A 15,471-nucleotide genomic window follows, 5' to 3' on the forward strand; every position below is an offset into this window, starting at 1 on the left:
TTGAAAGTGACGTAACGTCATCTTTTATAATGAAGGGGAAGAGGTGATGGTAGTGATTTCAATACAAGAATTGACGAAAGAAACAGGGGTTACAGTACGTACACTACGTTATTATGATCAAATAGATTTATTAAAGCCGAGCGGAAAAACAGAGGGTGGACATCGGTTATATAGTGAAAATGACGTTATTCGTTTGCAACAAATTTTATTTTTAAAGGAAATGGGATTTTCATTAAAAGAAGCTGCGAATATGTTAGTAAAAGGTGAGCTGGATTTAAAAAATTCGCTTGAAAAACAACTTCGGTTTGTACAGGAAGAACAAAAGAAATTTAATCGAATGGAGCGTGTTTTACAAGCAGTTGTTTATTCGGTAGATGTAGAGGGAGAACTTGATTGGAAAGTTATGTTTGAACTTATTCAGCTTTCAAAACAGTCTCCTCGTATACGTGAAATATTTCAAAATGAAGTATTTTCAAAGGAAGAACAAAAATTGCTTCAGAATTTACCAAATATGAGTGAGGAAGATCCGAATGTTTTAGAATGGGTAGATTTATTAAAGCAATTACGTACTTTTATGAAAGACGGTAAAGAAGTCGCGAGTGATGAGGTACAAAGGGCAACGAAGAGATTAATGCAGAAGTGTTTAGAAATGGCCAATGGTGATGAAGCATTTTTAGATAAGTTATGGGAAGTTAGAAAATCGAAGAAAGATTCACAGAAAATGAGCATGTATCCAATTGAAGAAGAATTTTTATTATATATGGATGAAGCTTTTCGTATATATGATGAAAAGGAGAAGGGTAAATGAGTATACTCGCAGAATATCGTTGGTATTTTTTAATTGGGGCAGAAATTGTATTTTGGTTATCAGCTATCGGTTTCTTTTTACTTCGCTACGGATTCCGTTTGAAAAGGGCGAGTTTTATTATGGGGATTGTACTCCTCGTAAATGAAGTATTTATTTTAACTTTAGGGGTAGTGGACTATTATCAAACAGGAAAGTTCTCTAACTTTCAGATTATTACTGTAATCATTTTATTATATGCAGTTTTCTACGGGAAAAAGGATTTAAAGAAGCTTGATATATTTGTACAAAAATCAGTTGCGAAATGGCGTAATGAACCGGCGCCTATTATTGAAGAACAGGTAGAATTAACAGGTATGGCCTATGCAAAGCAGGAAATAAAAAATTGGGTATTACATCTTGTTTTATTCGTTGGTGTGCACATATTCTTTTTCTTCGCGTATGGATTTATTCCATTTGAACAATGGGGTAATTGGTTAGAATCGGGAATTGTTTTAAATAAAGCTGCAAGTCGCGTGAGTCAAGTGTGGGCGATTATATTTTTAGTTGATACAGCGATTTCATTTTCATATGTGATTTTTCCGAAGAAGGAGAAAGGAAAAGAAAAGCTACTTTCATAATTGAAAGTAGCTTTTCTGGTATACAAATAATTTTTATAGGAGAGGATGACAATAGGAAAAAGAACCAGTTTTATAAGTCTATTTCTCTTTAGTTTAGTAGCATGTTCACCATCTAGCACTACAATTGATAAGAAGAATGATGTCATTGTAAAGGGAGCAGGAATTCTCAATCTAGATAAATTTGAAAAGTTCGTTTTGAATGTCGAGCAAAGGGAAGTTGATAAAATAAGAATTGTACAGTATACCGATGAAGGTGACCCGGTTTTTCAAACGTTAGAGCATAGTGGGAAAGATATCCTTTATGTGTTAGATAGTAGACAAGACAAGTTTGCTGGTGACCATAAAGGATTACATAAAGATAGTTGTAAAAGTATTGTTAAAGAGCTGCGCGAATCAGAAAGTACTTATCGGTTAACAGATTGTATGAATGAAGCTGGGCGCAATGGATATGACTTAGTATATGTATCTAAAAAATAGAATTAGTAGAGGAAGGAAGTATTTACTCCTTCCTTTTTCTATGTGTATATTGTCGAAAACTTTACCGAATATCTGTTCGTTTTTTTAGGTTTTTTATAGGTATTCGTGGTAAAATAATAATACAGATTTTTATGAGGAGGTCGGATTTTCTTGGAACGTCAATTTGAAATTGTCTCAGCGTATTCCCCGCAAGGTGATCAGCCGGTAGCTATAGAGAAGCTTGTAGAGGGAATTAATAGTGGAAAGAAAAAGCAAGTGTTGCTTGGAGCAACAGGAACGGGTAAGACATTTACGATTTCAAATGTCATTAAAGAAGTGCAAAAGCCAACACTTGTTATGGCTCATAATAAAACGTTAGCAGGGCAGTTATATAGTGAGTTGAAAGACTTTTTCCCGAATAATGCAGTTGAATATTTTGTCAGTTACTACGATTATTATCAGCCAGAAGCGTATGTACCACAAACAGATACGTTTATTGAAAAAGATGCGCAGATTAATGATGAAATCGATAAATTGCGTCACTCGGCAACGTCTGCATTATTTGAACGGGACGATGTAATTATCGTTGCGAGCGTTTCGTGTATATATGGCTTAGGTTCTCCAGAAGAATACCGCGAGCTAGTTGTTTCGCTTCGAGTTGGTATGGAAAAAGACCGTAATCAATTGCTTCGTGAACTTGTTGATGTACAGTATGGACGTAATGATATTGATTTCAAGCGTGGTACATTCCGTGTACGCGGAGATGTAGTTGAAATCTTCCCGGCATCACTTGATGAGCATTGTATTCGAATCGAATTTTTCGGTGATGAAATCGATCGTATTCGTGAAGTAAATGCGTTAACAGGTGAAGTATTAGCAGAACGTGATCATGTAGCAATCTTCCCAGCATCTCACTTCGTTACACGTGAAGAAAAGATGAAGGTCGCTATTGAAAATATCGAAAAAGAATTAGAAGAGCATTTAAAGGAATTAAATGATAACGGCAAGTTGTTAGAAGCGCAGCGTATAGAACAGCGTACACGTTATGATTTAGAAATGATGCGCGAGATGGGATTTTGTTCAGGTATCGAAAACTACTCCCGTCATTTAACACTTCGTCCAGCGGGGGCAACGCCGTATACGCTATTAGACTATTTCCCGAAAGATTTCTTAATCGTTATGGATGAATCGCACGTATCAGTACCGCAAGTAAGAGCGATGTATAACGGTGACCAAGCGCGTAAGCAAGTGCTTGTGGATCATGGATTCCGTCTGCCGTCAGCTTTAGATAATAGACCGCTCACATTCGATGAGTTTGAAGAGAAAACGAATCAAGTTATTTATGTTTCAGCAACGCCAGGACCGTACGAGTTAGAGCAGTCACCAGAAGTAATAGAACAAATTATTCGTCCAACAGGGCTTTTAGATCCACCAATTGATATACGACCAATTGAAGGGCAAATTGACGATTTATTAGGAGAAATTCAAGATCGCATTGCAAAAAATGAACGTGTATTAATTACGACTTTAACGAAGAAAATGTCAGAGGATTTAACGGATTACTTAAAAGATGTAGGAATTAAAGTTAACTATCTTCACTCTGAAATTAAAACGTTAGAACGTATTGAAATTATCCGTGATCTTCGCCTCGGTAAATTTGATGTACTTGTCGGTATTAACTTATTGCGAGAAGGATTAGATATTCCGGAAGTATCACTTGTAGCTATTTTAGATGCTGATAAGGAAGGATTTTTGCGTTCAGAACGTTCATTAATTCAAACAATTGGTCGTGCCGCGCGTAATGAAAACGGCCGCGTTATTATGTATGCAGATCGTATAACGAAATCTATGGGGATTGCGATTGAAGAAACGAAGCGTCGTCGTAGTATACAAGAAGCTTACAATGAAGAGCATGGTATTACGCCGAAAACGATTCAAAAAGGCGTTCGTGATGTTATCCGTGCAACGACAGCTGCTGAAGAGACAGAAACATACGAAGCAACTCCTGCTAAGAAAATGACGAAAAAAGAGCGCGAAAAGACAATTGCGAAGATGGAAGCAGAGATGAAAGAAGCAGCAAAAGCGTTAGACTTCGAGCGTGCAGCTGAACTAAGAGATTTACTATTAGAATTAAAAGCGGAAGGGTGAAAAGAGTGAGTAAGAGCAAGGATTTTATCGTTGTAAAAGGTGCCAGAGCACATAACTTAAAAAATATTGATGTAACCATTCCGAGAAATCAGCTTGTCGTTGTAACGGGATTGTCTGGTTCGGGGAAATCATCATTAGCATTTGATACGATTTATGCAGAAGGGCAGCGCAGATACGTAGAGTCATTATCTGCGTATGCGCGCCAGTTTTTAGGACAAATGGATAAGCCGGATGTGGACACGATTGAAGGATTGTCACCAGCGATTTCAATCGATCAAAAAACAACGAGTCGTAATCCACGTTCAACTGTCGGAACGGTAACGGAGATTTATGATTATTTACGTTTATTATTTGCGCGAATTGGTACGCCGATTTGTCCAAATCATGGGATTGAAATTACATCACAAACAGTAGAGCAGATGGTAGACCGTGTTCTTGAATATCCTGAACGTACGAAATTACAAGTGTTAGCTCCTATCGTGTCTGGGCGTAAAGGTGCACATGTGAAAGTACTTGAAGATATTAAGAAGCAAGGATATGTTCGTGTACGTGTTGATGGTGAAATGCTTGATGTATCTGAAGAGATTATGTTAGATAAAAATAAAAAGCATTCCATTGAAGTTGTAATTGACCGTATTGTTGTAAAAGAAGGAATCGCAAGCCGTCTTGCTGATTCACTTGAAAGTGCATTAAAGCTTGGCGGAGGCCGAGTGTTAATTGATGTAATGGGAGAAGAGGAACTTCTATTTAGTGAACATCATGCTTGTCCGCATTGTGGTTTTTCAATCGGAGAATTAGAGCCGCGTATGTTCTCATTCAACAGTCCGTTCGGAGCATGTCCTTCTTGTGATGGACTTGGTTCAAAGCTAGAGGTCGATTTAGAGCTTGTTATCCCGAACTGGGATTTATCATTAAATGAACATGCGATTGCACCTTGGGAACCGACAAGTTCACAATACTATCCACAACTTTTACAATCTGTATGTAATCACTACGGCGTTGATATGGATGTGCCTGTGAAAGATATACCGAAAGATTTATTTGATAAAGTGTTGTACGGAAGCGGTGAAGAGAAAGTTTATTTCCGCTATGTAAATGAATTTGGTCAAGTAAAGGAAAATGAGATTTTATTTGAAGGTGTTATTCCAAATATTGAACGTCGTTATCGCGAAACGAGTTCTGATTACATTCGTGAGCAAATGGAAAAGTATATGGCAGAACAAGCTTGTCCGAAGTGTAAAGGTGGACGTTTAAAACCTGAGAGTTTAGCTGTTTTCGTTGGTGGAAAAACGATTGCTGATGTAACGAAGTATTCCGTTCAAGAAGTACAGGAATTCTTCTCAAATGTGGAGTTAACGGAGAAACAACAAAAAATTGCTCATTTAATTTTAAGAGAAATTCAGGAGCGCGTTGGGTTCTTAGTAAACGTCGGTTTAGATTATTTAACGTTAAGTCGTGCCGCCGGAACATTATCAGGTGGTGAGGCGCAGCGTATTCGTTTAGCGACGCAAATTGGTTCTCGTCTTACTGGCGTGCTTTACATTCTTGATGAGCCTTCTATCGGTTTACACCAGCGTGATAACGATCGTCTTATTCGTACATTGCAAGAAATGCGTGATTTAGGTAATACGTTAATTGTTGTTGAGCATGATGAAGATACGATGATGGCAGCTGACTATTTACTTGATATCGGGCCTGGCGCAGGTATTCACGGTGGACAAGTCGTATCAGCAGGTACACCAGCTGAAGTGATGCAAGATGAGAATTCATTAACAGGGAAGTATTTAAGCGGTAAAGAGTTTATTCCGGTTCCACTTGAAAGACGTAAAGGTGACGGACGTAAAGTGGAGATTGTCGGCGCAAAAGAGAATAACTTAAAGAATGCGAAGATGTCATTTCCACTCGGTACGTTTGTAGCGGTAACAGGGGTATCTGGTTCTGGTAAAAGTACGATGATTAATGAAGTACTATATAAATCGTTAGCGCAAAAGCTATATAAAGCGAAAGCGAAGCCAGGTACTCATAAAGAGATTAGAGGTCTTGAACATTTAGATAAAGTAATTGATATTGATCAATCGCCAATTGGTCGTACACCACGTTCTAATCCAGCGACGTACACAGGTGTATTCGATGATATTCGTGATGTGTTTGCACAAACGAATGAAGCGAAAGTGCGCGGATATCAAAAAGGACGTTTCAGTTTTAACGTAAAAGGTGGCCGTTGTGAAGCGTGCCGTGGTGATGGAATTATTAAAATTGAAATGCACTTCTTACCAGACGTATACGTTCCGTGTGAAGTTTGTCACGGTAAACGATATAATCGTGAAACGTTAGAAGTGAAATATAAAGATAAGAATATTTCTGAAGTGTTAGGGATGACAATTGAAGATGGAGTAGAATTCTTCGCCAATATTCCTAAAATTAAGCGTAAACTTCAAACGCTTGTAGATGTTGGGCTTGGTTATATGAAATTAGGTCAACCAGCAACAACATTATCTGGTGGGGAAGCACAGCGTGTGAAATTAGCTTCTGAATTACACCGTCGTTCTACAGGTCGTACGTTATACATTTTAGATGAGCCAACGACTGGTTTGCATGCGCATGATATTGCACGTCTTTTAGAAGTGCTGCAACGTCTTGTTGAGAGCGGTGAAACTGTACTTGTAATTGAACATAATCTAGATGTAATTAAAACAGCTGATTATATCGTTGATCTTGGACCAGAGGGCGGAGATAAAGGTGGACAAATCGTTGCTTCTGGAACGCCAGAGCAAGTAGTGAAAGAAGAGCGCTCGTACACAGGTAAGTATTTAAAAGAGATCTTAAATCGTGATAAAGCAAGAATGAAAGAGAAAATAAAAGAAGTAGAGTTATCGCAATAAGTTTATTGATGAAAACCGAGTGGAAATGACGCTCGGTTTTTTATTGTATAGGGGGAGAAGATGGAGTTTTTAGAGATGTTAAGGAAGAAAAATATGAAGGTAAGAGAATTTCAAAGTTGGGGTATATATTTTCGCAAGCGCTGGGAGGATCACTTTGCAAATCATTTAAGTGATGAAGAAAAAGAAGATATTTTTCTTTATGGAGATAGGTATGCATGTGGTTATCTATGGCACATATTTAGTTATGAGAAAAAGAAGTGTTTAGAAGGAACAGAAGCAGAGAGAGCGTTTCATAATGAAGCGAAAAAGGAGTGCTATGTTTTCTACCAACACTGTGATGAAGTACTGTTAATAAAGGATGCGAGTTTGTTACATATGGATGATATATTGTGTGAGACAGACGATGCGTATAAAGGCGATATCTATATTGTAGATAAAGATTTCACTTGGACCTTTGTAAAAACTCATGAAAATAGGTGGTGTGGTCCTTATTTTGCGAGGAAGTGTTAGTAGGTATACAAGCATGAAGAGTAGAATAAGTTGATATAAGTATTTGTATGATACTTGCGTTTATTATCTATTAGCGTATGATGAAATATATATGGTTAAAAGGATGTGTAACGAAATGAGATGGATTGTATCACTTCTTGTAAATAGCGTTGTGTTAATCGCTGTATCGGGACTTTTAAAAGGGATTGCACCAGATGCATTTTACGTAGCAAATATACAAACTGCAATTATTGCGAGTATTATTTTGGCTGTTTTAAATGTGTTCGTAAAACCGTTTTTAATTTTAATTACGTTACCAATTACGGTTGTAACTTTCGGGTTCTTCTTAATTGTTATTAATGCGATTACGTTAAAAATAGCAGATTCATTATTAGGAGATGCTTTTAATATATCAGGATTTGGTGTAGCGATTGTTGCGGCAATTTGTATTTCAATTTTTAATATGATAATTGAAAAGGCAATTGTTGAACCTCTATATGAAAAAAAGAGAAAGTGACAAAAAGAAAAACATTTCATTATTCGTATGAAATGTTTTTTTCTATTTATTAGAAACCGTATTTCTTGTTTCCAGAAAAAAATGGTACAATATCCGATAGAATGGAATTTCACATCAAACGAGACTGAACCCGCAGCGGAGTGGAGGTTTATACATATGCCGAAAGTAAGGACAAAAGATTTAATTGAACAATTTCAATTGGAGTTAATCAGTGGTGAAGAAGGCATTCATCGTCCGATTGATACAAGTGATTTATCACGACCTGGAATTGAAATGGCAGGATTTTTTACATACTATCCAGCAGATCGTGTGCAGCTTCTTGGTAAAACGGAGCTTACGTTCTTTGATACGTTAACAACAGAGCAAAAACAAGAGAGAATGAAAGCGCTTTGTACTGAGGAGACGCCATGTATTATTATAACTCGTAATCAAGATGTACCAGATGAGTTATTACAAGCATCACGTGAATCAGGCATGCCTTTATTACGTTCTTCTCAAACGACGACGAGATTATCAAGTCGTTTAACCAATTATTTAGAAGGTAAGTTAGCACCAACAACTGCTGTTCATGGTGTATTAGTAGATATTTACGGTGTTGGTGTTTTAATTACAGGTCAAAGTGGTGTTGGTAAAAGTGAGACAGCTCTTGAGCTTGTAAAGCGTGGCCACCGCCTTGTTGCTGATGATAGTGTAGAAATTCGCCAAGAAGATGAAGACACATTAGTAGGAAGCTCACCAGATTTAATCGAGCATTTATTAGAAATTCGTGGTCTAGGTATTATTAACGTTATGACGTTATTCGGTGCAGGGGCAGTACGAAATTATAAGCGTATTACACTTGTTATTAATCTTGAAATTTGGGATCAAAAGAAAAATTACGATCGCTTAGGTCTTGATGAAGAGAAGATGAAAATTATTGATACAGAACTTACGAAGATTACACTTCCAGTTCGTCCTGGTCGAAACTTGGCTGTTATTATTGAAGTAGCAGCGATGAACTTCCGTTTAAAACGTATGGGAGTTAATGCAGCACAGCAGTTCTCTGAACGATTAATGAGTGCAATTGAGTTAGGAAATCAGGAGTAAACTTTGGAGAGGGAGGTCATATACATATGCTGTTAGCTTCTGTACCACAGCTTGACCGTGTAGCTATCCAACTTGGGCCGTTTCCTGTATATTGGTACGGGATTATTATTGGTACAGGTGTGCTATTAGGTCTTTGGCTGGCAACTCGCGAGGGAGAAAGGCTAGGTATTCCAAAAGATACATTTGTTGACCTTGTATTAATTGCGGTACCGATCGCTATTCTTTTTGCGAGAATGTACTATGTTATTTTTGAATGGGAATACTACGCACAAAATCCGAGTCAAATTATTAATATTCGTCAAGGTGGTTTGGCGATTCATGGTGGTTTAATCGGGGCTGTTATTACAGGGATTCTTTTTGCGAAACGACGCGGACTTTCATTCTGGAAGTTAGCAGATATTGCTGCTCCAAGTATTTTACTAGGACAAGCAATTGGCCGATGGGGAAACTTTATGAACCAAGAGGCGCATGGTGATGAAGTAACGAGACAGTTTTTAGAAGGTCTTCATTTACCAGATTTCATTATTAATCAAATGTATATTGAGGGTGTGTACTATCATCCGACGTTTTTATATGAATCATTATGGAATTTTGTAGGTGTAATTTTACTACTTGCATTAAGAAAAGTGAATTTACGTCGCGGGGAATTATTCTTCACATATTTAATTTGGTATTCAGTAGGACGCTTCTTCGTAGAAGGCTTACGTACAGATAGTTTAATGCTAGGACCACTTCGTATTGCACAAGTAATGTCAATTGGACTTGTTGTTATTTCTATTATTTTCATTATTGTGAGACGAAAAATGGGGCAAGCTGATAAAAGATATTTAGAAAATTAGAGACAAGTAGCATCTTATTATAAGATGCTGCTTCTTTCATATTCAGGAAGGCGAAAGGACTAAGGCGATGAGAATAAATACAGTGTTATTTGATTTAGATGGAACTTTAATTAATACAAACGAACTTATTATTTCTTCTTTTTTACATACTTTACATACATATTATCCAAATCAATATAAGCGTGAAGATGTGTTGCCATTTATCGGTCCATCTTTACATGATACTTTCAGCAAGATTGATGAAAGTAAGGTTGAAGAGATGATTACTAGCTATCGTCAATTTAACCATGATCATCATGATGAATTAGTAGAAGAATATGAAACTGTATATGAAACAGTTCAAGAGTTGAAGAAGCAAGGTTATAAAGTTGGTATTGTTACAACGAAAGCGAGACAAACCGTTGAGATGGGATTACAGTTGTCAAAGCTTGATGAATTTTTTGATGTTGTCGTGACAATTGATGATGTAGAGCATGTGAAACCACATCCGGAGCCACTTCAAAAAGCGCTTGAATTATTAGATGCAAAACCAGAAGAGGCATTGATGGTTGGGGATAATCATCATGATATTGTCGGTGGTCAAAATGCGGGGACGAAAACAGCTGCGGTTTCATGGACGTTGAAAGGTAGAGCGTATTTAGAGGCTTACAAGCCGGACTTTATGCTAGATAAAATGAGTGATTTGCTACCGATTTTGTCTAATATGAACCGTTCATAAAGGTCCAAGTAAGTTAGTAGAGGAGCGAGCTAAGTGCGACGGACAACGCGCTATCCTGTTTCAGGAGAAAATTCGTTATGGAATGTGTATAAAACAGTGTCTTTTTGGAAGGTAATGAAAAACTTTATTATTATCCAAATTGCGCGTTACACGCCATTTTTATCTGTGAAGAATTGGTTGTACCGTACTTTTTTACGGATGAAAGTAGGAAAGAAAACATCATTTGCACTTATGGTTATGCCGGACATTATGTTCCCAGAAAAGATAACTGTGGGAGAGAATTCGATTATTGGCTATAACACAACGCTTTTAGCACATGAATATTTAATTCGTGAATATCGACTTGGCGAAATCGTCATTGGAAATGAAGTAATGATTGGAGCGAATGTAACAATATTACCAGGTGTGAAAATTGGAGACGGTGCGACTGTCTCAGCTGGCACACTTGTTCATAGAGATGTACCGAGCGGTGCTTTCGTAGGTGGAAATCCAATGCGTATTATTTATACGAAAGAGCAAATGACCGCAAGAGAAGGTTCATGGTGAAAATGTAACATTTCTCCTCTTTTTTTATGAATAAAAAGGAAATAATTGAGTATAATATACTGTTTTGTTTTTTACGGAATCGTTTATACTTATAGATAGAAGAATGTGTGAACGAAGAAAACAAAAAACTGGAGGATATATGGGGAAAAATCAAAGGATATATAAGGAGAACGGACAAGTTATCTCTTTTAATCAATTAGCGGACTTCTTTTATAAAAAAGGGATGAGAGCTTACAAAGGACAAAAATTGCAAGATGCAATTAAATATTTTCGAAGAGCGGCACAAAGTGAGAAGGAGCCGTTTATTCTATGTCAATTAGCAACAGTATTATCTGAGGCTGGTGAATATCAAGAATCAAATCAAATCTTCTTAAAGTTAGTTAGATCTAATCCAGAACTTGAACAGTGCTATTATTTTATTGCAAATAATTATGCATATATGGGGTTATTTCAACAGGCGAAGAAATATGCAGATCGTTATTTAGAAGTTGCAAAAGAGAAGGAATTCGTAGAAGATACATTAGAACTTCTTGAGATTATGGAAGAAGAAGCAATGGGTGCGGAAGAGATTGAAGATGAAGATGATTTAATTGTTATGCAGGAAGAAGCGAATCGTTATATTCGTAATGGACAATTGGAAGAAGCAATTGCTACATTAGAAATTGTTACTAAGGATTATCCGGAGTTTTGGTCAGGGCATAATAATTTAGCCATTGCACATTTTCAATCTGGTAATGTAGACAAAGCACTGAAGTTAACAGAAATGATTTTAGAGAAAAATCCTGGTAATATACATGCGCTTTGTAATACGCTTATTTTTCTATATTCAATTGGAGAGCATAAACAAGTAGAAGCGTTAGCGGGACAGCTAGTTTCAGTATATCCAATTTCATTTGAACATCGTTTGAAACTGGGAACTACACTTGCAACAATTGGTTATTTCGAGCATGCATATAAATGGTTCAAACTATTAAAGCGTCAAGGATACGAGGGAGACGTTAGTTTTTATTATTGGTTTGCATATTCTGCGTATATGGTGAAAGATCAACAACTAGCTGAAAAAATGTGGCAACATGTCGTGGAATTGCATCCTGATAAAAAGGGAAAAGAACCGTGGAATGCGCTGAATTTAGCAGATGAAGGACAAAACGTGTTATTTGAAGAATTACGAAAATCATTTCAGCAAAGTGCGACGCTAGAAGAACAAATGCTAGCTTTATATTTAATGAATGAATTGTCAACGCCGGAGAAGGTTGGATTCTTTTTTGATATAACGCAAGCGAAGAACGGTGTTCCCATCGTGTCGCAACTTGCAAAGTACTTCTTTTTACTTAATAGTCATAAGAGTATTCCAGCTGATTTACAACAATTTGAGCAGTGCGTACGAATCGCGGATGCATTATACAATTATACGAAAAAAGATGATGAATTAATTGAAGAGTGTTTACACTTTTGGTTTTGTACGTTCATACGTTTATATACATCTGGAGACATATTTACAAATGTGTACGGCTGGTCAGCTGCGATTGAATACATTGTACGCGGCGAACAAGGAAATAAAATGACACAGTCGGAGCTTGGAGATGTATATAATGTATCTGTAGCGACTGTCCGAAAGTATGTGCAAGCTGTTAAGCGTACGCACACATAAGATAAGCAAATCATTGGGAAAAAAATGATGCTAACAGTATAATGAGGGTAACTTAATTGTGTAGGAATGGATAGGAGTGAATAGTGTGTCAGAAGAAAAAATTTATGATGTCGTTATTATTGGTGCAGGACCAGCTGGTATGACAGCTGCAGTATATACATCTCGTGCAAATTTAAGCACATTAATGCTTGAGCGTGGTATTCCAGGTGGCCAAATGGCAAACACGGAAGATGTAGAAAACTACCCAGGTTATGAGTCTATTTTAGGACCAGACTTATCAAATAAAATGTTCGAGCATGCAAAGAAATTTGGTGCCGAATATGCATACGGTGATGTAAAAGAAGTCATCGATGGTAAGGAATACAAAACAATTATTGCTGGTAAAAAAGAATATAAAGCACGTGCAATTATCGTTGCAAGCGGTGCAGAGTATAAAAAAATTGGTGTACCGGGTGAAACAGAACTTGGCGGCCGCGGTGTATCATATTGTGCAGTATGTGACGGGGCATTCTTTAAAGGAAAAGAACTTATCGTAATTGGCGGCGGAGATTCTGCTGTTGAAGAGGGTGTGTTCTTAACACGCTTCGCATCAAAAGTAACGATCGTTCACCGTCGTGACACGCTTCGTGCACAGAAAATTTTACAAGACCGTGCTTTCCAAAACGAAAAAGTAGATTTCATTTGGAACCACACGATAAAAGAAATCAACGAAGCAAGTGGTAAAGTAGGAAGTGTAACACTTGTGGACGTAAATAGTGGAGAAGAGAAAGAAGTCAAAACTGATGGCGTATTCGTATACATCGGTATGTTACCTTTATCAAAACCATTTGTTGAACTAGGTATTACAAATGAAAATGGTTACCTTGAAACGAACGAGCGTATGGAAACGAAAATCCCTGGTATTTTCGCAGCTGGTGATGTTCGTGAGAAAATGCTTCGTCAAATTGTAACTGCAACAGGTGACGGTAGTATTGCAGCGCAAAGTGCACAACATTACGTAGAAGAATTATTAGAGGAATTAAAAACTGTATCAGAAAAATAAGGGATAATATACCTTGTGAGAAGAAAGCTACCGACAGGAGCTTTCTTCTTTTTTTGTGTGAAAATGTCAAAGTTTTGTCAAAAAATATAAGGATTATAAGCTTTCTTATTGATATACTGGACTTTACGGAAAAAATCACTATAAGAAATGAGGAATTTATTCAGTATGGAATGGCGTAATATATATCGTGGATTTTGTATGGGCGTTAGTGATTTAATTCCTGGTGTGAGCGGCGGTACAATCGCTGTTGTGTTAGGGATTTATGAACAATTGCTTGCGGCAATTAGTGGATTCTTTAGTCGTGAATGGAAAAAACATTTAGGATTTTTAATTCCCCTTGCAGCTGGCGTGGCAGCGGCATTTTTAACGTTAAGTCACGTTATTAAATATTTACTTGCAAATCATTATGAACCGACTCAATTTTTCTTCCTCGGTTTAATTATTAGTATATTACCGATGCTAATGAGGGAAGCTGATGCAAAGTCGTCGTTTAAAGGTAAGCACATCGTTTTATTAATAGTTGCAGCAATTCTTGTTGCGATTACAGCTTTCTTTAAACCAGATAAGGCAGCAGATCCAATTACGACTTTAACAATTTTAAATGCAATTGGTTTATTTTTCGCAGGATGGATGGCTAGTATGGCCATGCTGCTTCCTGGAATTAGTGGATCGTTTATTTTATTAATTATTGGTGTGTATCCGACAGCAATTAACGCTTTAACTACACTTAACTTACCTTTAATCGTGGTTATCGGTGCTGGTGTTATGGTTGGATTTGTTGTAAGTAGTAAAGGCATTAGTTTTTTATTAGATCGTTATAAAAGTATGACATTTGCGGCAATTATTGGACTTGTAATCGGTTCGATTGTAATTGTATTCCCTGGGATTCCGACTGGCGGATTTTCAATTATAAGTTCAATTATTACCTTTATTTTAGGCTTTGCGATTGTTACTTATTTCGGTAAGAAATAAGGATTTTAATCCCCTTGACGATAAAAATCGTTAAGGGGATTTTTCATGCTATTCATTAAAAATCTAAGCATTTACATTGCTTGTTATAGAAAGCTTTTTTAAAATTGCTGAGTAGCATATGCTTAGCGAAAGAGGACTGGCTCCTTCGTTGTAGCAAACTGTTTTTGATAGTATAATGAAATAAGTATGCAGTGAGGAATTTTACTGCAAGTAGCTGAGGTGAAGAAACATGCAAAGAGTGACAAACTGTGTGTTAATTAGAGATAATGAAGTACTCTTACTCCAAAAACCTCGCCGGAATTGGTGGGTTGCACCAGGCGGGAAAATGGAGCGTGGGGAGACTGTAAGAGATTCCGTTGTTCGCGAGTATCGTGAAGAAACAGGTATTTATTTGAAAAACCCAGCGTTAAAGGGGGTCTTCACCTTTGTCATCCAAGAAGGTGATAAAGTTGTTTCTGAATGGATGATGTTCTCCTTTTTAGCGACAGATTTTGCAGGAGAAAACAAACTAGAGAGCGAAGAAGGCATCATTGGTTGGCATACATTTGATAAAATTGATGATTTAGCAATGGCGCCAGGAGATTATCACATTATTGATTATTTAATTAAAGGAAATGGCATAATCTACGGTACATTTGTATATACCCCAGATTTTGAGTTGCTTTCATATCGATTAGATCCGAGTTAAACCGTCAAGGAG

Annotated in this window: 15 protein-coding genes; all 15 read left to right on the top strand. The window is 37.1% G+C overall.

Going from position 1 to position 15,471, the window contains the following annotated elements; genetic code table 11:
- Positions 1–46 precede the first annotated feature (46 nt).
- The 15 genes from ACTFRH_RS19990 to ACTFRH_RS20060 all read left to right on the top strand — a co-directional run bounded on the left by ACTFRH_RS19990 (position 47) and on the right by ACTFRH_RS20060 (position 15,459).
- A complete protein-coding gene (locus ACTFRH_RS19990; RefSeq protein ID WP_000260338.1) occupies positions 47–808 on the top strand; it encodes a MerR family transcriptional regulator in 762 nt (253 codons plus the stop codon).
- Complete coding sequence (locus ACTFRH_RS19995; RefSeq protein ID WP_000025225.1) at positions 805–1,425, top strand: hypothetical protein; 621 nt, start codon at positions 805–807, stop codon at positions 1,423–1,425. The genes ACTFRH_RS19990 and ACTFRH_RS19995 overlap by 4 nt, the downstream gene beginning before the upstream one ends.
- A gap of 45 nt (positions 1,426–1,470) precedes the next feature.
- A complete protein-coding gene (locus ACTFRH_RS20000) occupies positions 1,471–1,902 on the top strand; it encodes a DUF4362 domain-containing protein (protein ID WP_000152000.1) in 432 nt (143 codons plus the stop codon).
- A gap of 150 nt (positions 1,903–2,052) precedes the next feature.
- Positions 2,053–4,029 (top strand): excinuclease ABC subunit B, encoded by a 1,977-nt coding sequence (uvrB, locus tag ACTFRH_RS20005; RefSeq protein ID WP_000441043.1) that lies wholly within the window; start codon positions 2,053–2,055, stop codon positions 4,027–4,029.
- 5 nt (positions 4,030–4,034) lie between these two features.
- Positions 4,035–6,911, top strand: a complete 2,877-nt coding sequence (uvrA, locus tag ACTFRH_RS20010) for an excinuclease ABC subunit UvrA (protein ID WP_000045585.1) — start codon at positions 4,035–4,037, stop codon at positions 6,909–6,911.
- Between the two features lie 60 nt (positions 6,912–6,971).
- Positions 6,972–7,421 carry a DUF4275 family protein gene (locus ACTFRH_RS20015; RefSeq protein WP_000394732.1) on the top strand — a complete coding sequence of 150 codons (450 nt, stop codon included), beginning with the start codon at positions 6,972–6,974 and terminating at the stop codon, positions 7,419–7,421.
- A 115-nt stretch (positions 7,422–7,536) separates the two neighbouring features.
- Entirely contained in the window at positions 7,537–7,917 is a 381-nt protein-coding gene (locus ACTFRH_RS20020) for a phage holin family protein (protein ID WP_001267308.1), read from the top strand.
- Between the two features lie 156 nt (positions 7,918–8,073).
- Positions 8,074–9,003, top strand: coding sequence for an HPr(Ser) kinase/phosphatase (hprK, locus tag ACTFRH_RS20025; RefSeq protein ID WP_001127251.1), 930 nt, complete (start codon positions 8,074–8,076; stop codon positions 9,001–9,003).
- A gap of 26 nt (positions 9,004–9,029) precedes the next feature.
- A complete protein-coding gene (lgt, locus tag ACTFRH_RS20030) occupies positions 9,030–9,842 on the top strand; it encodes a prolipoprotein diacylglyceryl transferase (protein WP_000922847.1) in 813 nt (270 codons plus the stop codon).
- A gap of 67 nt (positions 9,843–9,909) precedes the next feature.
- Positions 9,910–10,560, top strand: a complete 651-nt coding sequence (gene ppaX, locus ACTFRH_RS20035; protein ID WP_033703200.1) for a pyrophosphatase PpaX — start codon at positions 9,910–9,912, stop codon at positions 10,558–10,560.
- A 33-nt stretch (positions 10,561–10,593) separates the two neighbouring features.
- The gene (locus ACTFRH_RS20040; RefSeq protein WP_001255070.1) at positions 10,594–11,106 is read left to right on the top strand and encodes an acyltransferase; all 513 of its coding nucleotides are present in this window, start codon (positions 10,594–10,596) and stop codon (positions 11,104–11,106) included.
- A 139-nt stretch (positions 11,107–11,245) separates the two neighbouring features.
- Positions 11,246–12,757, top strand: a complete 1,512-nt coding sequence (locus tag ACTFRH_RS20045) for a tetratricopeptide repeat protein (RefSeq protein WP_000517724.1) — start codon at positions 11,246–11,248, stop codon at positions 12,755–12,757.
- 85 nt (positions 12,758–12,842) lie between these two features.
- Entirely contained in the window at positions 12,843–13,799 is a 957-nt protein-coding gene (gene trxB, locus ACTFRH_RS20050; protein ID WP_001288078.1) for a thioredoxin-disulfide reductase, read from the top strand.
- 165 nt (positions 13,800–13,964) lie between these two features.
- Positions 13,965–14,771, top strand: a complete 807-nt coding sequence (locus tag ACTFRH_RS20055; RefSeq protein ID WP_000455196.1) for a DUF368 domain-containing protein — start codon at positions 13,965–13,967, stop codon at positions 14,769–14,771.
- Positions 14,772–15,000: 229 nt separating this feature from the next.
- A complete protein-coding gene (locus ACTFRH_RS20060) occupies positions 15,001–15,459 on the top strand; it encodes an NUDIX hydrolase (RefSeq protein ID WP_001190080.1) in 459 nt (152 codons plus the stop codon).
- Positions 15,460–15,471: the final 12 nt, after the last annotated feature.

This window comes from Bacillus cereus group sp. MYBK216-1, from assembly GCF_051916495.1.
In the GTDB taxonomy this organism is placed as follows: domain Bacteria; phylum Bacillota; class Bacilli; order Bacillales; family Bacillaceae_G; genus Bacillus_A; species Bacillus_A thuringiensis_K.